This window comes from Streptomyces sp. P9-A2, assembly GCF_036634175.1.
Taxonomy (GTDB): Bacteria; Actinomycetota; Actinomycetes; order Streptomycetales; family Streptomycetaceae; genus Streptomyces; species Streptomyces pratens.
Map to the genome: position 1 here is coordinate 6459904 of NZ_JAZIFX010000001.1, position 17150 is coordinate 6477053.

At 70.4% G+C, this 17150-nt stretch carries 11 protein-coding genes and 3 pseudogenes; 6 read left to right on the top strand and 8 right to left on the bottom strand.

Translation table 11 applies throughout. The annotated features are described in order from the left end of the window. Positions 1-74 precede the first annotated feature (74 nt). Positions 75-224 (top strand): annotated as a pseudogene (locus tag V4Y04_RS29325) (DUF397 domain-containing protein); the annotation flags it as partial. A 228-nt stretch (positions 225-452) separates the two neighbouring features. Here V4Y04_RS29325 and V4Y04_RS29330 read toward each other — a convergent pair. Further along, positions 453-824, bottom strand: a complete 372-nt coding sequence (locus V4Y04_RS29330) for a winged helix-turn-helix transcriptional regulator (RefSeq protein WP_332431379.1) — start codon at positions 822-824, stop codon at positions 453-455. 83 nt (positions 825-907) lie between these two features. On the opposite strand from V4Y04_RS29330, the gene V4Y04_RS29335 reads away from it, so the two are divergent. Then, positions 908-1813: an NAD(P)-dependent oxidoreductase gene (locus tag V4Y04_RS29335; RefSeq protein WP_332431380.1), complete on the top strand. Its 906-nt coding sequence runs from the start codon at positions 908-910 to the stop codon at positions 1811-1813. Positions 1814-2966: 1153 nt separating this feature from the next. Here the strand turns inward: V4Y04_RS29335 and V4Y04_RS29340 are convergent. From V4Y04_RS29340 to V4Y04_RS29350, 3 genes are all read right to left on the bottom strand, one after another. Continuing rightward, a complete protein-coding gene (locus tag V4Y04_RS29340; protein ID WP_332431381.1) occupies positions 2967-3197 on the bottom strand; it encodes a hypothetical protein in 231 nt (76 codons plus the stop codon). 210 nt (positions 3198-3407) lie between these two features. Continuing rightward, the gene (locus V4Y04_RS29345; protein WP_443080210.1) at positions 3408-6080 is read right to left on the bottom strand and encodes a SpoIIE family protein phosphatase; all 2673 of its coding nucleotides are present in this window, start codon (positions 6078-6080) and stop codon (positions 3408-3410) included. A 752-nt stretch (positions 6081-6832) separates the two neighbouring features. Continuing rightward, positions 6833-7717: a LysR substrate-binding domain-containing protein gene (locus tag V4Y04_RS29350; RefSeq protein ID WP_332431383.1), complete on the bottom strand. Its 885-nt coding sequence runs from the start codon at positions 7715-7717 to the stop codon at positions 6833-6835. Between the two features lie 84 nt (positions 7718-7801). On the opposite strand from V4Y04_RS29350, the gene V4Y04_RS29355 reads away from it, so the two are divergent. The 3 genes from V4Y04_RS29355 (at position 7802) to V4Y04_RS29365 (ending at position 10379) form a co-directional block, all read left to right on the top strand. Next, positions 7802-9007, top strand: a complete 1206-nt coding sequence (locus V4Y04_RS29355; RefSeq protein WP_332431384.1) for a thiolase family protein — start codon at positions 7802-7804, stop codon at positions 9005-9007. After that, the gene (locus tag V4Y04_RS29360; RefSeq protein ID WP_332431385.1) at positions 9004-9675 is read left to right on the top strand and encodes a 3-oxoacid CoA-transferase subunit A; all 672 of its coding nucleotides are present in this window, start codon (positions 9004-9006) and stop codon (positions 9673-9675) included. Before V4Y04_RS29355 ends, V4Y04_RS29360 begins: the two co-directional genes overlap by 4 nt. Positions 9676-9761: 86 nt before the next feature. Then, complete coding sequence (locus V4Y04_RS29365) at positions 9762-10379, top strand: 3-oxoacid CoA-transferase subunit B (protein ID WP_332433036.1); 618 nt, start codon at positions 9762-9764, stop codon at positions 10377-10379. A 185-nt stretch (positions 10380-10564) separates the two neighbouring features. Here V4Y04_RS29365 and V4Y04_RS29370 read toward each other — a convergent pair whose 3' ends face one another. From V4Y04_RS29370 to V4Y04_RS29385, 4 genes and pseudogenes are all read right to left on the bottom strand, one after another. Beyond that, positions 10565-11533: an alpha/beta fold hydrolase gene (locus V4Y04_RS29370; protein ID WP_332431386.1), complete on the bottom strand. Its 969-nt coding sequence runs from the start codon at positions 11531-11533 to the stop codon at positions 10565-10567. Positions 11534-12178: 645 nt separating this feature from the next. After that, a pseudogene (locus tag V4Y04_RS29375) lies at positions 12179-12937 on the bottom strand (DEAD/DEAH box helicase); the annotation flags it as partial. A 296-nt stretch (positions 12938-13233) separates the two neighbouring features. Further along, entirely contained in the window at positions 13234-13686 is a 453-nt protein-coding gene (locus tag V4Y04_RS29380; RefSeq protein WP_332431387.1) for an ATP-binding protein, read from the bottom strand. Between the two features lie 144 nt (positions 13687-13830). Next, positions 13831-15243 carry a CBS domain-containing protein gene (locus V4Y04_RS29385; protein ID WP_332431388.1) on the bottom strand — a complete coding sequence of 471 codons (1413 nt, stop codon included), beginning with the start codon at positions 15241-15243 and terminating at the stop codon, positions 13831-13833. A gap of 171 nt (positions 15244-15414) precedes the next feature. On the opposite strand from V4Y04_RS29385, the pseudogene V4Y04_RS29390 reads away from it, so the two are divergent. Continuing rightward, a pseudogene (locus tag V4Y04_RS29390) lies at positions 15415-16826 on the top strand (IS1380 family transposase). Positions 16827-17150: the final 324 nt, after the last annotated feature.

A 17150-nucleotide genomic window follows, 5' to 3' on the forward strand; every position in this document is an offset into this window, starting at 1 on the left:
CTGACAGCCGCGGCTGAGGCGGAGGAGAGACGACGGCTGATACGCCGTGACCGGTCGGCCACGGCAATCCATAGGGCGGCGCCTGCCTTGAGGTTTCCGACGACGTGCTTCCCGTCGTTCCCGTGCGCGACAGTAAGATGTTGAAAGGTCCGGTACTTATCTTTGCGGCGGAGGGCTGGACCTCCTTCGTCACTGCCGTGAGGACCGGCGAGCCGGGCGCCTGACCTACCCGGCGGAGGTCGATAACGGCCCTGTGCACACCGAACGTTGAGCACGGGACCGTCCGGCAGCCGGAAGGTTCACCGGGTTGCGGGACGGGCCTTCGCATCCACGTGCGCTGCAACTACCTCGGTCCTGTCGGCATCGCCCGCACAGGCACTGTCATCGATCTCGCGGTGCCCCGAGCGTTGAGCCCTCAGGGGGCGCGCACGCACGGATCGGTGGCCGGGATGCTAGCCGTGTGAGGTCCCGGCTACGTCGACTGTTTCGGAGCCTTCGCGGCGCACCCGCTCGGCGCCCCAGGCGCCGAGCGGCCCGAGCGCTTGATTGAGCGTGCGTCCGTGCTCGGTCAGTGAGTACTCCACCCGCGGCGGCACCTCGGCATAGACCTCCCGGTGCACGAGGCCGTCCGTCTCCATCTCGCGCAGGTGCTGCGTCAGCATCTTCTCGCTCACTCCCGGCAGACCGCGATGGAGCTCGGCGAAGCGGCGTACGCGACGGGCGTCAAGTTCCCAGAGGATCAGTCCCTTCCACTTGCCGCTCACCACGTCGAGCGCAGCGTCGATGCCGCAGATGTAAGGCCCGCGTCTCGGCGCCTTGGCCATCACTGATCCCCTTACTAAAAGGTAAGTACCGCAGAAAATAGTGGGTACTTCCGAGCGTAGTGGCACCCTCCGAGGATGGAGGGGTGAACGAACAACAGAACCGAATCAGGCGAAACAGCGCTGTCACCGTGATCGGGCTTGGCCCGATGGGCCAGGCGATGACCCGCGCCCTTCTCACCGCCGGCCACCCGGTCACCGTGTGGAACCGCACCGCCGGTCGGGCCGACGGCGTCGTCACCGACGGAGCGACGCTCGCGGCGACACCCGGCGAGGCGGTCGAAGCGAGTGACCTCGTGATCCTCAGCCTCACCGACTACCAGGCGATGTACGACATCCTCGACAGTGCCACCGCATCGCTCGGCGGCCGGACGCTGGTCAACCTGAGCTCTGACACTCCCGACCGCTCACGCGAGGCAGCGACCTGGGCAGCGGGCCACGGCGCCACCTTCCTCACCGGAGGTGTCATGGTCCCCGCGCCGATGGTCGGCACGGAGGCCGCCCATGTCTACTACAGCGGCCCCGACGAGGCGATGCAGAGCCACTTGCCGACGTTGACACTGCTCGGGACACCAAAGCACCTGGGCGGGGACCCGGGTCTCGCCCAGATGATGTACCAAGCCCAGCTCGCGCTGTTTCTGACCACCCTGTCCGGACTGATGCACGCCACCGCGATGCTGGGCACCGCAGGAGTCAAGGCCCAGGAAGCGCTGCCGGAGTTGCTCTCCTTCGCGGACTCGATCGGCGGCATCCTGAGGGCCGGGGAAGAGAACCCCGGCGCCGCGCTCGATGCCGGAGAGTATCCCGGCGACCTCAGCACGGTCATCATGATGGGTGCGACGTCCGACCACATCGTCGAGACCAGCACGTCACTCGGTCTCGACCTCGCGCTCCCGCTGGCCGTGCAGGCCCACTATCGGCGCGCGATCGAGGACGGACACGGCGGCGACAACTGGACCCGCATCATCGACGGCATCCGAGGGCCGCGCTGACGAAACGCGGGACCGATGAACACACGCTCCAGCCGCGACGCACGTGGTCGACTCCGGGGCCGCCGGCTTCGGTGGCCGTGTCCGGTAGTGGCAGGTGTGCCCACAGCGGCCGTCGGAACCGGAACCATCCCCACGGGTGCGGGGAGCAGCTGTACCGGATTGAGGATGGTGCCTCGCCGGGTGGTGTGGGGATCTCCGCGATACCTGCGCTGCGGGGCCGGAGACGGAGGCCTTGCGGAAAAGCGTGAGCAGTCGGCGGGCATGTGTCACGTGAGCGCTCAAACGAGCGGCATCGGGACAGTGGTGGCCAAAGTGCTCACGGCTTCGGGGCGGTGTGTCCTCCCGGGCATGGACGCGTGTCCCGGCATCGCACGCGTCGAGGCCGCCGTCCCACCGGGCGGTCACGGAAAACCGCCCGCACGAGCAGCAGACCGCCCCCTGCAAGGCCCGATGCACCGTCACTCGATCTCATGCCCGCCGGGCAGCACGACCGGCCCCGTCCCGCGACGCCGCCTTCAGATCCCTTAGGGTCTGCCGGAGAACAACATGCGGGTGGGCGGCGCGCTGACCTGCGACATCAAGTCCAGAAACCCACAAGTTGTTTCTCTGCACGCCCTTACGAGATGGTGCGCGATCGAGGTCGCGGCGGGATGGGACGGGTCGGGTTGAGCTGCTTGTCCGGCTGTTCAGAGCAGACGAACCGAGATACTCCGGCCGTGGATGCCGTGGATGCCGTGGATGCCGGGGTGATGGGGTGATGGGGAGTGGGACGCGATCGGACGTGGTGGTGCCTGCAGGGAGCAGGTCGGCGCACGCCGCGGGCCGGCTGCTGCGTTCTGTGGTGGCAGCGGACGTCGAGGTGATCGCGGAGTTGCGGGCCGCGGTCATGCCGGTGCCGCCGTCCCCAGGAGGCCGGACGGTTCCATTGCGCTGACCGCCCGGGCCTGGGCTGTGAGCGGCCGGAAGCCGGTCCACTCAGGGGCGAGCCGAGGGCGGTTCATCACGAACCTCCAGGACGCTGGATGACCTGCCCTGCCGCTGCGCGGGACTGCGGTGCCGGTGTACCACTCGGTCCCTCGCAGGGCCGGTGAGGACGCTGATGCCCGAAGCGTTGACGATGCCGCGGTGGTCACTCCGGCCGGCACTGCCGTCGTCAGTCGTCCTCGGGGTCGAGCTCGAACGTGAAGTAGACGCCCAGGGTGTGGGGCTCGTCCTCGCCGTGGAAGTAGTCCCAGGAGACGTCCACCAGGCGCACGTTGTGCTCCCGCACCCATTCCTGGGCCTTGCCGAACGCCCCTGCGGCGGTCGTGGCGGGGAACAGTTTGCGCGCCATCGGGTGGACCTGGGTCTCGGCATCCGAGTCGTCGAAGCCCTCGGGGGACATCCAGGCAGAGGTCGGGGTCGAGTTCCATGGGCTGTGCCCTTCCCGTCGTCGTCACCGGTTCGCGTCGTCCGGGCGGTGGTCTTACCGGCCTCCGCACGCGACGCCCGGTAAGACCACCGCCCGTCCTGGAAAGGTTGCGACCGCGGGGCGCGGGGCGCGGTGGCGCGACGCAGCGAGCACGGAACCGGCGGTGAACAGGCCGTGCAGAGGTCAGAGGGTCGCGTCGGACCACAGGTCGAGGATGTCGTCGCCGCTCATGGCGCCGTCGGGTTCGCTCTGTGCTCCGTCCAGCAGCTGCTCGGTCCAGATGACCTTTCCGGTGGGCGTGTACCGGGTGCCCCAGCGTTCGGCGTAGCGGGCGACGAGGAACAGGCCGCGGCCGCCTTCGTCCGTGTCCGCCGCCTGGCGCAGATGGGGTGAGGTGCTGCTGCCGTCGGAGACCTCGCAGATCAGGCGGCGGTCCCGCAGCAGACGGACGTGGATGGGGACGGTGCCGTGCCGGATGGCGTTGGTGACCAGTTCACTGAGGATGAGCTCGGTCGTGAAGCCCGCGTCCGTCAGGTCCCATGCCGCCAGCTGGCGGGTGACGTCGGCGCGGACGCCGGACACGGCGGCGGCTTCGGGGGGCACGTCCCAGCCGGCGACCTGCTCGGGGTCGAGCACCCGGGTGCGAGCGACCAACAGGGCGATGTCGTCGTTCCCGCCGTTCGGCAGGAGGGCGTCGAGCACCGCGTCGCAGGTCTGCTCGGGAGTCCGGCCGGGGTGGGACAGCGCGCCACGCAGGATCTCCAGACCGACGTCGATGTCCCGGTCGCGGGTCTCGATGAGCCCGTCGGTGTAGAGGACCAGCTGGCTTCCCTCGGGCACCTCGAATTCCGTGGTCTCGAAGGGCAGGCTGCCCAGGCCCAGCAGCGGACCGGCGGGCAGGTCGGGGAAGGACACGGTGCCGTCCGGACGGACGAGCGCGGGCGGCGGGTGGCCGGCCCGGGCCACGCTGCACCTGCCGACGGCCGGATCGTAGACGACGTACAGGCAGGTGGCTCCGATGAGCCCCTCGTCGTCTCCCTGGTCGGCCCGTTCCCGGTCGAGCCGGGCCACCAGGTCGTCCACCCGGGCCAGCAGCTCGTCCGGCGGGAGGTCGAGGGTGGCGAAGTTGTGCACCGCGGTACGCAGCCGCCCCATGGTGGCCGCCGCGTGCAGACCGTGCCCCACCACGTCCCCGACCACCAGTGCCACCCGGGCGCCGGACAGCTCGATGACGTCGAACCAGTCCCCGCCCACCCCGGCCTGAGCCGGCAGATAGCGGTGGGCCGCCTCCAGCGCGCTCAGGTCCGGCAGGTCGCGGGGCAGCAGACTGCGTTGCAGGGTGACCGCCAACGCGTGCTCGCGGGTGTAGCGGCGGGCGTTGTCCAGTGCCACGGCGGCCCAGGCGGACAGCTCCTCCGCGAACAGCACATCGCTCTCGTCGTACGGTTCCGCTCGCTCCGAGCGCCAGAAGTCCACCGAGCCCAGCACCGTGCCGCGAGCCCGCAGCGGTACCGCGATCAGGGAATGGAAACCCTGGCCCAGGAGCTCCTCCGCGCGGTCGGGGGCCAGGGTCCGCCATCCCTCGGTGGTGCTCAGATCCGCCTCCAGCACCGCGCGGCCGCTCTTCACGCACCGTGCCTGTGGCGTGGCGTCGGGGAAGCGAACGGTTTCGCCCACCGCCATCAGCGGCAGGCCGGTGTGGACGGCGCTCACGCCGGCCCGCCGCATGACGGTGCTCCGCCCGGTCGGCTCCTCGCCGCGCAGCACCTCCTCGGCCAGGTCGACGGTGACCAGGTCGGCGAAGCGCGGAACCGCCACTTCGGCCAGTTCGTGTGCGGTGCGCTCCACGTCCAGGGAGGAGCCGATCCGTGCCCCTGCGTCGTAGAGAAGGCTCAGGCGCTCCCGTGAGGCTTCGGCGCGCCCGGACAGAGCCCGCAGCTCCGTGGTGTCCCTGAGCGTCACCACGCTCCCGGTGGCCCCGTCGTCGGGAGCTGTGCGTCGCTTGTTGACCGCCAGCAACCGGTCTGCCGAGAGGAGCACCTCGTCGGTGGCCGTCCGCTCCGAGGTCATCAGTTCGACGATGTCCGGGCTCAGACCCAGGGCGGTGACCTGCTGCCGCTCCGCGTCCGGCGGCAGGTCCAGCAGTCGCCGCGCCTCGTCGTTGGCCAGCACCAACTGCCCGTCGTCCCCCACGATCAGCACCCCCTCCCGCACCGCGTGCAGCACCGCGTCGTGGTGGTCGTACATCCGTGTCATCTCCACCGGGCCGAGACCGTGGGTCTGGCGCAGCAGCCGCCGGCTCACCAGGGCGGTGCCGCCCGCGCACACGGCCAGCGCCCCGCCCGTGGTCGCCAGGAGCACCGGCAGCTGGTCGGCCGCCATGCCGGCCACCTTGTGGACCGTGATCCCGACTCCCACCGAGCCGACGATCGTCCCGTCGGGCTCGGTGACGGGGACGTACGAGACCACCGCACGGCCCTTGGAGGTGTCGATCTGCTGTGTCCGGGGGGAGGTCGGCGGCCTGAGCGGGCTGATGACGGCCTTCCCGATCTGGGAGGGGTCGGGGTGCGTGTAGCGGACCCCGTTCGGCGAGTACGCGACGATGAGATCCACGTCGGTCGCCCGCACGATCCGCTCGGTGATCGGCTGCAGCACCTTGGACGGGTTGGGCCCGGTCATCGCCGTCAGGGTCTGCGGGGAGTACGCGAACGTCGTGGCGACGGCCCGGGACCGGGCCTCGGCCTCATGGGTGCTGTTGCTCCGGGCCTGGAGTACGAGAGTGACCAGTGCGGCGGTGATGATCAGGGCCACGATCAGGAGCTGCAGCACGAACACCTGGCCGGCCACGCTCCGCACCCGGAGCAGGGACCGCAGCCGCCCCGGGGGCCGCGCCGGCCGGGAACCGCGGCCACGCCGGTTTCGCGGCCGGTCCTCCGGCCGGTTCCGCTGCTCCTCCGACTGCTCCTCCGGCCGGTCCCGCTGCCGGGCGGCTCCCCTGCGCGCGGTGAGGCCCCTGAAGCCGCGGGACGAGGTGCCGGGAGGGCGACGGGAATCTGAGGTCACTGCTTCGTTCGCCTCCTCCGCGGCGATGTCCAGGCCGTCCCGGTGCGCTTCCTGTCCATCGGGTCGTCCGCCCGTCGAACCCGCTCCGCGGGAGACGGGGTATTCGGGATATCAGGATCAAGCAATCTTCAACCTGTACATTCTGCGCATTCCTTACGAACGGGTCAACGGTACTCGCTCGGGGCCGCTTCGGTCCGGTCGGGTGCGGCGTCCGGTGCCCGCCGAGCATGGACAGTGCGGCCGCGGTCGGTGCGGTGGCCGCCGAGGGCAACGGGACGGGAGCGGGCTCGTGTCGCGCAGGGCGTCCGGTGGCTGCGCGTAGGACGTCGGGCGGCTGTACGAGGTGTTCTGGGCGGCCGCGTGCAGGGCGTCGGGTGACGCGGACCGGCCGGGCCGTTCGGGGCGGCGCGCGCCGTGATGCGAGGCGCCCCGCGTGACCCTCCCGGGCAGCGCTTCCGGGGGAGGGGGCCGGCTCCTGCCGACCGTGAGCCGCAGCCGCAGCCGCAGCCGCAGCCGCAGCCGCAGCCGCAGTCTCAGCCGCAGTCTCAGCCGCGGACGCAGTCCTCGATCACCGAGGCGACCTGCTCGACCGCGGCCGAGACGCGGTGCGTGCGCCGGGCCAGTAGCAGCTCGACCGACTCGGGGGCGGTGAGCGGGACGTAGGTCACGCCCTCGAGGCTCAGGCTCTGCACCGACTGCGGTACGAGGGCCACGCCGTGTCCCGCCGCGACGAGGACGACCAGAGTGGCCGTCTCGCCGACCTCGAGGAGCGGGTCGGGCCGGAAACCGGCCCGCCGGCAGGCGGAGAGGACGCGGTCGTGCATCGAGGACCGGGACTGCGAGGGATGGATGACGAACGGCTCGTCGGCCAGGGCCTCCAGTGGGACGCTCGGGAGGCCCGCCAGCCGGTGGTGGGACGGCAGTACGGCCACCAGCGGCTCGGACCGCAACGGCGTGACGCGCACGCTCTCCTCCGGTGCCGCGCCCCGCAGGACGGCGAGGTCGAACACACCCGCGAGCAGGCCCTCGACGAGCCGGGGGGTGAGGATCTCACCCCGCAGGTCCAGGGTGACCTTGGGCAGCTTCGCGCGTACGGTGCGGGCGATCCGTGGCAGGACGTCGTAGGTGGCCGTGCCGATGAAGCCGACGGAGACCCGGCCCGCGTGACCGGTGGCCAGCTCCCGCATGTGGGTCCGCGCGCGTTCCTCCTCCGTGACGAGGGCGCGCGCGTAGTCGGTGAGGTGACGGCCGGCCTCGGTCGGCTCGACGCGCCGGGTGGACCGGTTGAACAGAGAGACACCCAGCTCCCGCTCCAGCTGCTTGATCTGCTGGGAGAGAGCCGGCTGCGCCACGTGCAGGCGGGCGGCCGCGCGCCCGAAGTGGCACTCCTCGGCCAGGGCGAGGAAGTACCGGAGCTGACGGAGTTCCATGGACCCCATTTTATAAGTCCTGCTTATGAATCGATGCCGACTAGGTCTTGGACATGATGAAGCGGGCGCTCGTACGGTGGAGGCGTGAGCGACAGTTACCTTTACGCAGCAGCACGAACGCCCTTCGGCAAGTTCTCGGGCGCCCTCGCCGAGGTCAGGCCCGACGACCTCGCCGCGGTGGCTGTCACCGGGACCCTGGCCAAGACCCCCGGGCTCGATCCGGCGGAGATCGACGACGTCGTCTGGGGCAACGCCAACGGCGCGGGCGAGGACAACCGCAACGTCGGCAGGATGGCCGTCCTCCTCGCGGGACTGCCCACCTCGGTCCCCGCCACGACCGTCAACCGGCTGTGCGGGTCCTCCCTGGACGCCGCCATCATCGCCTCCCGCGCCATCGAGACCGGCGACGCGGACATCGTGCTCACCGGCGGCGTCGAGTCGATGACCAGGGCGCCCTGGGTCCTGCCCAAGCCCTCGCGCGCGTTCCCCGCCGCGGACGTGACCGCCGTGTCCACCACCCTCGGGTGGCGGCTGGTCAACCAGCGCATGCCGAAGGAGTGGACCGTCTCCCTGGGGGAGGCGAACGAGCAGCTGGGCGAGCGCTTCACCATCGCCCGCGAACGGCAGGACGCGTTCGCCGCACGCTCCCACAACCTCGCCGACGACGCCTGGAACGCCGGCTTCTACGACGACCTGGTGGTGCCCGTCGTCGCGGACCGCAAGGGCACGACCGTCGCCCGGGACGAGGGGATCCGCCCCGGTTCGACCGCCGAGAAGCTCGCCGGGCTCAAGCCCGTCTTCCGCCCCGACGGCGTCATCACCGCCGGCAACGCCTCCCCGCTGAGCGACGGCGCCTCCGCGGTGCTCCTCGGTTCGGGTGAGGCCGCCGCACGCATCGGCACCGACCCCGTCGCCCGCGTCGCCGGCCGGGGCGTGTCCGCGCTGGACCCGCAGATGTTCGGCTACGCCCCTGTGGAAGCGGCCAACCGGGCACTGAAGGGCGCCGGGATCACCTGGTCCGACATCTCCGCCGTCGAACTCAACGAGGCCTTCGCCGTCCAGTCGCTGGCCTGCGTGGACGCCTGGGACGTCGACCCGGAGATCGTCAACGCCAAGGGCGGCGCGATCGCGCTCGGCCACCCCTTGGGCGCCTCCGGCGGCAGGCTCCTGGGCACCCTCGCCCACCGGCTCCAGGAATCGGGGCAGCGGTGGGGCGTCGCCGCCATTTGTATCGGAGTCGGCCAGGCACTCGCCGTGGTCCTGGAGAACGTCTCGGGAGGCAACCGATGACCACCCTGCTGTGCGACCACGCCGACGAGGCGGTGGCCGGGATCGAGGACGGCTCGACCGTGCTCGTCGGAGGGTTCGGAATGGCCGGCATGCCGGTCGACCTGATCGACGCCCTCATACGCCAGGGCGCCAAGGACCTCACCGTCGTGTCCAACAACGCCGGCAACGGCGACACCGGACTCGCCGCACTGCTGGCCAAGGGCCGGGTCCGCAAGGTGATCTGCTCCTTCCCGCGCCAGGCGGACTCCTGGGTGTTCGACGGCCTCTACCGGGAGGGCCGGATCGAACTCGAGGTGGTCCCCCAGGGCAACCTCGCGGAACGCATGAGGGCGGCCGGGGCCGGCATCGGCGCCTTCTTCTGCCCCACCGGAGTCGGCACGCTCCTCACCGAGGGCAAGGAGACCCGCGAGATCGACGGCCGCACCTACGTGCTGGAGTACCCGATCAAGGGCGACGTCGCGTTGATCGGCGCCCACCGCGCCGACCGCATGGGCAACCTCGTCTACCGCAAGACCGCCCGCAACTTCGGACCGGTCATGGCCACCGCCGCGACCACGGTGATCGCACAGGTCCGCGAGATCGTCGAGACCGGCGACATCGATCCCGAGACCGTGGTGACCCCCGGCATCTACGTCGACCGTGTGGTGAAGGAGGCCGACCCCGCATGAACGCGACCAGCCGAGTGACGAACGACCGAGACGCGACGAACGACCGAGGTGCGACGAACGGCCAGGGCCCGCTGAGCAAGCAGGCCATGGCAGCCGTCGTGGCACGCGACATCCCCCAGGGCGCCGTCGTCAACCTGGGCATCGGGCAGCCGACCCTCGTCGCCGACCACCTGCCCGCCGACTCCGGGGTGGTCCTCCACACCGAGAACGGCATGCTCAACATGGGGCCCGCCGCGAAGGAGGGCGAGGTCGACCCCGACCTGACCAACGCGGGCAAGGTCCCGGTGACCGAACTGCCCGGAGCCGCCTACTTCCACCACGCCGACTCGTTCGCGATGATGCGCGGCGGCCATCTGGACATCTGCGTCATGGGCGCCTTCCAGGTCTCCGCCACCGGCGACCTCGCCAACTGGAGCACGGGAGCACCCGACGCCATCCCCGCCGTCGGCGGGGCCATGGACCTGGCGATCGGCGCCAAGAAGGTCTTCGTCATGATGACCCTCTTCACCAAGACCGGCGCCCCCAAGCTGGTGCCCGAATGCACCTACCCGCTCACCGGACTGCGCTGCGTCGACCGCGTCTACACGGACCAGGCGGTGTTCGACATCACCCCCCAGGGCCTCAGGGTCGCCCAGACCTTCGGCACCACGGTGGACGAACTCGCCGACCGCCTCGGCATGCCGCTGCTCGCGCCGGAGGCGTGAGACACGGGCCGACAGCCCGCCCGAGAACGTACTGATGGCCTGCCCGCTGACCGCGGGCAGGCCATCAGCACGTCCGCCGGGCATCGCGACGCCCGGCGGACGGGAGCAGGACACCGGCCGGAGAAGCATGGACGCCGACGCCTCCTCGTCCTCCGTGAACTCCGGGGAGATCTTCGGCGGCCGCCTCAGGCGCGGCGGGACCGCACGACCAGGGCCGTGCCCCCGGCCACCGCGAGGACCGCCGCGCCACCGAGGACCGCGGCCCGCTCACCCGCGCCGGTCTCGGCGAGACCGGGACGCGCGCCGTGCGCGGCCTGCAGGATCAGGTCGGTGATGTCGCCCGGATTGGTCTCCATGACGGCGTGCGGGGCGTCGACCTCGACGGTGGTCGAGCCCGCCCGCTTCGCCATGAAGCGCAGGTTCTCGGTACCGATCGTGCGGTCGTCGGTGGCCACGAGGTACCACGAGGGGATCGTCTTCCAGGCGGCCCCCTCGCTCGGCTGGGTGTTCGTGGCCACGTTCGCGGGCCGCTGTGAGGCGGCCAGGGCGTTCGCCCGAGCCGCGTCGAGCCGGTTGCTCAGGAAGACGTCGCTGAATTTGTCCGGCTTGATGTACAGGTCGACATCGTCGGGGCCGCCACCGAGCGGCACGGCGTCCAGTGCGGTGGGGACGAGGGCCCGGGGGTCGTCCGTCAGATGACTGCCGGGGTGCTTGGCGACCAGCTGCAGAGCCGTCTCGCCCTTGTCCGGGGCGAACCCCGCGACGTACACGAGGGACGTGACGTTCGGGTTGCCGGCCGCCGCGTCGGTGATCACCGAACCGCCGTAGGAGTGACCGACGAGAACGAGGGGGCCCTTGATCGTCTTGAGCAGGGCGGCGAGGTAGGCGGAGTCGCCGGAGAGGCTGCGCAGCGGGTTCGCGGGGGCGACCACCGGATAGCCCTCGGCCTGGAGGCTCCGGACGACCTCGTTCCAGCCCGAGGCGTCCGCCCAGGCGCCGTGCACCAGGACGACGGTCGGCTTGGCGCCCTCATGGGCCCCGGCCCCACCGCCGCTCTCGGAGGCCGTGGACGGGCCGGCGACTGCCAGCGCCGCGGCGGGTAGGAGGACGGCCAAGGGAAGTGCCCGCCGGGCGGCGCGCCGTATGTGCTCCATAACCACTCTTTCTCGAGGGGAATGACTGCACGACGACACTGCGTTCCACCGACGGGTGCGGCACCACGAAACGGTCCGGTCGGGTGAAGACCGCACCGGCGGGCACAGCCGCTCAAGGAGGACGCGGCACAGTACCGAAGGAGACCGCGAACCGGCGCCCGGCCCCCTCGGACTCCCTCTGGCCCCCTCGGACTCCCTCGGTCGGTCGGACGACGCCGCGGAGCCGGCCGGTAACCGGGCGCCCCGCCCAGTGGCACGCCACCCGGCCGGGGCCGACGCCCGTCCAGGTCCAGCAGATCCGGTTTCGCCTCCACCCCGATACCGCCCGACGCCGCGATGACCTCCTGCGGGGTGGGCGGTTCGGGGAGCGTGTAGTCGACCTCGCCGGTGAACTCCTCGGCGGTCATCCGCTCCTCGCCGATGACCGCGTCGGCCGCGAACGGCATGCCGAACACCTGCGCCGCCACGTCCAGGATGCCCCCGGCCGGCACGCCTGCCCTCCCCCAAGCTCTCGGCTCCTCCCCCCCACGCTCGGCTTCGCTCGAGCGGGGGGACCCCCATGAGCAGGGGGACTCCCATCGCCCCGAGTGTCGCGGAGGTCGCCACGGGACAGATCCGCCCGAGCGGCCGGTCCGGCCGTGCGGCGCCGACCGCCGTCGCCAGCCGGCGCAGCAGCATGGCCACGTCGGTGCCCTGCGCGCCGTCGTAGGTGTGGAACTCGTCCAGCACCACGTACGTGACGTCCGCGCCCTCCCACAGGGACCTGTCCTCACCGCGCTGAAGCAGCAGGTCCAGCATCTTGTAGTTGGTGATCAGCACGTCCGGCGGGGCGCCACGCATCTCCTCGCGCCGTGTCATGACCCGCCGGAAGTCGGTGTCCGGCCGGTCGCCGATGTACAGCCCCGCGGTCACCTGGGCGAGGTCGGGCGCGGTCAGGTAGTCGCTGACGCGGCCCGCCTGGTCGGTGGCGAGCGCGCTCATCGGATACAGCAGGACGGCCTTCACCCCGCGCCGCCCGAGAGCCTTCTGCCGTCGGCAGTGGTCGAGCACCGGCACCAGGAACGACTCCGTCTTGCCGGAGCCCGTGCCGGAGCCCGTGCCGGTCGTCACGAGCGTCGGCTCGGCCTCCCTGCCGCCCAGTGTGCTGAGCCGCTGCCACGCCTTGGCCTGGTGCCGCCACGGCGTGAACCCGGGCCGCCACTCCAGATACCGCTCCCACCCGTCGTCCGCCTTCTGGAACGGCGTCCTGATCCGCAGATACGGCCCCCGGAAGATCCCCGACCCGGGGTCCCCCAGGAACCGTTCCAGGGCTCGCCGGGTGTCGTCGTCGGCCAGCGCGTAGGTCGTCGTGAGGTACTGCGTCAGACTGCCCCGCAGTTGCGCGGCGGCCAGCGTGGGTTTCACGACGCTCCCCTTCGTCCGTGGATCCCGGGACGCTCGCGTGGCAGCGGTCGCCCCGTGTGATGCGGATCAACCGTATAGGGCAGGTCGGACAGCGTGTGACGGGACGGGTACACCGGCGGACCGCTCCCGCCGGAAGGGGCCGTGCCGGCCCTGCCCCCTCGCCGAATCGTGGCCGATTGGCGCCCTTTCGGGCTTTCCTCACTGGTTTCACCCTGAAAGAAAAAGAAAACGAAGGAAGCACAGCGGCCGTGGAAACGCGGCAGCCATATAAGCGGGTGTCAATTACGACCCTGCTGTCAGAGAAGCCCCAGCACCGCCCACACCGTCTTCCCGGGGGCGTTCACGCGCGGCGTGGTACCCCACTCGTCGGCCAGCGCCGCGACCAGCATCAGACCCCGGCCGGACTCGGCGTCGGTGGGCGGTTCGTCGAGGAGCGGTAGCGGTAGCGGTACGCGTTCCGTTCGGGTGTCGGACACTTCTACGCGTAGCTCCCCATCGGTGCCGGTGAGGCGCACCTCGAAGTCCCTTCCGGGCACGTGGCCGTGGCGTACGGCGTTGGCGGTCAGCTCGGCCGTGATGAGGGACAGCGTCTCGTTGGTGGTGGAGGTGTGGGGGTGGCCCCACGCGTCGAGCCGGTCCGCGACCAGACGGCGTGCGAGGCGGGCACCTCGCGGGGTGGGGCTGAAGCGCATGACGAACTCGCGGTTCACGGTGTGCGCTTCAGCGATGGGGGAGGGTTTGCTGTTCATGGCCCTTACGCTGCCGGACTCACCCTGGTGGTCCCAGGTCCGACGTGCGCACAGCGAGGCGTCGTGGGTGACGGTGTGTTTCGTGTATGCCTCTGTATGCGGCGACGGTGGTCGGAGACGGAACCGCGGGGAGCGGTCCCGTACCTACTCCCCGTACTCCCGCAGCAACTTGTTGAGGTTGCGGATCTTGTCCACGTCGGCCTTCGGCAGGGGATCGCTGCTGTTGAAGTGCATGACGTTGTTGCGGATCCTGCGGATCTCGTCCAGCCGATCGATGAACACCTTTCGGTCGAGCGGCCACCCGAGCTTCTCCCACAGCCCGGAGTTCTCCAGTACGCGTTTGTAGTCACCGACAGTCATATCGCCGAAGGAGGCGATGCGCTCGCTCTTCGGGTCGCAGAGCTTCGTGACCTCGGGCAGGGTGAAGGCCCCCGCGATGACCTGCCGCAGCCTGCGGTCCATCTCCCCGATCAGGAGGAAGTGCCCGGCCAGATCACCGTAGGCCTGGGCCACGTCGGCGGCGGTGACGATGCCGGCGATGGCGTTGCGCTGGTCCCTGACGAGGACGAAGTCGTGCTCGGCCAGGGTGGGAAGGACGTCGATCAGGTCGTGGTCGTAGCGCACGTCCCGCGCGTCCACGATGGCCTGGGAGAGGTGGGCGCCGGGGTCGGCGTGCCGGGCGCGGGCTATGGATTTCCACGAGACCGATCCCCGCAGGTTGTGCGGACCGGCGAGGACGGGCAGTTGGGAGAAGTCGTGGAGCACCATCAGCGTGATGACCTCCTCGAAGGTGGCCGTCGGTTTGACGCTGATGACACCGCCGAGGGCGGAGGGCAGCGTGCCGACGGTCAGCCCGGTCTCGCGGGATTCCTCTTCTTCGGACTGACCGGCCGGCACCGGAATGGTCGCCGGTGACCCGGTGAGAGCAACGTCCTCGGTGTCTTCTTCCGCGGCCTTGACCAACTGGACCGTGGCGGTCAGGGGGACCTTGTCGAATTCCGGTGAGGTGACGAGGCTGTGGTTGGCGAGGTCGGCCTCGATCTGCTCGTTGACGAGTCCTCGGCCCGTCGCACCCCACCAGCCCAGCAGCTCCTGCACGGAGAGGGTGAACGGACTTCCCGCCTCGGCCGATTCACGGGCCTTCTTCAGCCGGGTGTGCCGTTCACTGGGTGACAGCGACGTCTGTCGTTGCTCGTCCGGTTCCGAGGGGTCGGCTTCCTCGGCGGCGCGGTCCAGCAGTTCCTGGCGCAACTGCGTCAGCAATCTGCCGTCGTCCACCTGCCACGCCTCCCACCCGTCGAACGTCCCGTACCCGACGGCGACCATGGCGGCCTTGGACGGCGAGCGGAATTCCTCGCCGTCCGCCAGTCGGATCCACCCCCGGGAGGTGACTGTGGCTTCGTGCTTCTCGCCCATCCGGGGCCGAACGAACGACAGGTGTTCGCCCTCCGAGAGCAGCCCGGCGCCGAGCAGGTCGGTGAGGGTCACTCGGCGTCCGTCCAGGAGGTAGCGGGCGCGGGACTGCGTCTCTGCGGAACCGCCGTTGGAATCGGTCATGTCACCTATGCCTTTGCTGGTGGAAGGGGTGCGAGAGCGTCTGCTTCAGCCCGGATCCACCGGCTTGACGCCTGTGGGCCGTTCTTCCGGGAACGAAGAAGTGCCTTGCGACCTGCGATGATGGGGTTTCTCTAGGACCACATCAGGCACGATCGGCAAGGCACTTCCGAGATGCAATCTTCCCATGCCGCGACGGCGGTCTCATCCGCGTTCGACGACCCGAACCTGGTCGCGTACGGCGGGCTGGAGCCGGTGGTGCGGCTGGCCGAGCGGTGCGGTCTGCCCGCTCTGGCCGATGAGTACATCCGTCTGCCGGCCTCGAAGGACGGCACCGGTGCCTTCCCCGCGGCGAAACTGATGTCGCTGGTGGGCGGCATGGCCGCGGGCGCCGACTGGGGGTTGCCCCCTGCGGGGACATCGATGACATGCACCGGCTGCGGCACGGCGCGATGGGCCGCCTGTTTGCCGGGGTCCGGGCCCCGTCCACGCTGGGATCGTTTCTGCGTTCCTTCACGCACGGGCATGTGAAGCAACTCCACGCCGTGGCCCGCCGGTTCTTTCCCGCACTGGCCCGTCATACCCCGCTGCTGCCCGGCGCGGACCAGGTCGCCTACGTGGACATCGACGACACCATCCGCCGCACCTACGGCTACGCCAAGCAGGGCGCCGGCTACGGATACAGCAAGGTCAAGGGCCTGAACGCACTGCTCGGCATCGCCTCCACACCCCTGGCCGCCCCGGTGATCGCCGCCACCAGAATGCGCAAAGGACCGTCGAACTCCGCGCGCGGCGGTGCGGCGTTCGTCGCCGAGACCATCCGCACCGCCCGCGCCTGCGGCGCCAGTGGCCTGCTGGTGGTGCGGGCGGACTCCGCGTTCTACGGCGCCGACGTCGTGAACTCCTGCCGGGCACTGGGCGCGCGGTTCTCCGTCACCGTGCGGATGAACGCCTCAGTCAAGGCCGCGATCGCCCGCATCGACGACGGCGCCTGGACGCCGATCAAGTACCCCAAGGCGGTCTGGGACGAGGAAGGCGAGTGCTGGATCTCGGACGCCGAGATAGCCGAGGTCCCCTACACCGCGTTCACTTCCAAGCCGAAGAAACAGCAGGTCACCGCCCGTCTGATCGTGCGCCGCGTCAAGCGCCTGGGCCCGGGCACCGTCCCCGCCGGGCAGGGCACGCTCTTCGACACCTGGCGCTACCACGCCGCGTTCACCGACTCCCCGCTCTCGTTGAAGGACGCCGAGCGTGATCACCGTCGGCACGCAGTGGTCGAGCAGGTCATCGCGGATGTCAAGAACGGTGCCTTCGCCCACGCGCCGTCCGGTCACTTCCAGGCGAACGCCGCGTGGCTCGCCCTGGCAGCCCTGGCGCACAACCTGCCCCGCGCCGCCGGCGCCCTGGCGTCCGCCTTCCATGCCAGGGCCACCACCGCAACGATCCGCGCCCACCTGATCAACGTGCCCGCCCGCCTGGCCCGTTCGGCCCGGCGGCTCACCCTCCACCTGCCCGAATACTGGCCCTGGGCCGACGACTTCACCAGGCTCTTCGACCTGGTGCACGCACCACCACGCACCGTCTGAGAAGCCCTGACCACCCCGCCCGCAAGAGCCCGAGACCGCCGAACACGTGGAAGAGCTGGACAGACCAGCGGATACCCCCTGCCCGCAACCCGCAACCCGCAACCCGCAACCCGCAACCCGCAACCCGCAACCCGCAGATCAGCCGTCAGACCACTCGAACGCCCCCGGAACGATCACTCACGAAGTAAGCCGGTGGATCCGGGCTCAGTCGGCGACCAAGATCACTTGTCGGCGAGTGGCGGACTGGTTGCCTTCGCGCGCTTGCGGGACTCCGCCCTTCTGGCATGCCTATGTCACCAGTCTATGATCAACTTCGAATTTGAT